Below are 618 nucleotides of genomic sequence, written 5' to 3'. Positions count from 1 at the left end.
CCTGGCACCAGCGCACCTATTCGCTGTCGCCCCAGGACTCCACCGCACTCACCGCTGGCGTCGCCTTCGACGCTTCCACCTGGGAGGTGTGGCCCTCCCTCGCCTCCGGCGCCAGCCTCGTCGTCCCGCCCGACGCAGTGCGTGCGGAGCCCTCCCAGCTGCTTCAGTGGCTGGCCCGCGAAGCCATCACCACCTGCTTCATGCCCACGCCCCTGGCCGAAGCCGTGCTGCGCGAGGAGTGGCCCCGTCCCATGGCCCTCCGCGCCCTGCTGACGGGCGGAGATGCCTTGCACCACGGGCCGCCACCTTCGGTGCCCGCCGCACTCTTCAACCACTACGGCCCCACCGAGAGCACCGTCATTGCCACCTTCACCGCCGTCATGCGCGACGACGGCACGCGGCCTCCCATTGGCCGCCCCATCGCCAACACCCGCACCTACGTCCTCGACGCCCACTTGCAGCCGGTGCCCGTGGGCGTCCCCGGTGAGCTTTTCCTCGCCAGTGAAGGCCTTGCCTGGGGCTACCTGGGCCAGCCCGCGCTGAGTGCCGAGCGCTTCATCCCCCACCCCTTCTCCTCCACGCCGGGCGCCCGCCTCTACCGCACCGGCGACGTCGTGC

The 618-nt window shown here is 71.7% G+C and carries 1 protein-coding gene; it reads left to right on the top strand.

The window, feature by feature from the left end:
* Window positions 1-618, top strand: a 618-nt coding sequence (locus D7X30_RS41395) for an AMP-binding protein (RefSeq protein ID WP_147443454.1), incomplete at both ends; no start/stop codon positions are given.

Source organism: Corallococcus sp. AB011P, from assembly GCF_003611605.1.
GTDB classification, from domain to species: Bacteria; Myxococcota; Myxococcia; order Myxococcales; family Myxococcaceae; genus Corallococcus; species Corallococcus coralloides.
The sequence above is the reverse complement of the archived record's forward strand: the minus strand, read 5'-3'. Positions and strand labels throughout refer to the sequence as shown.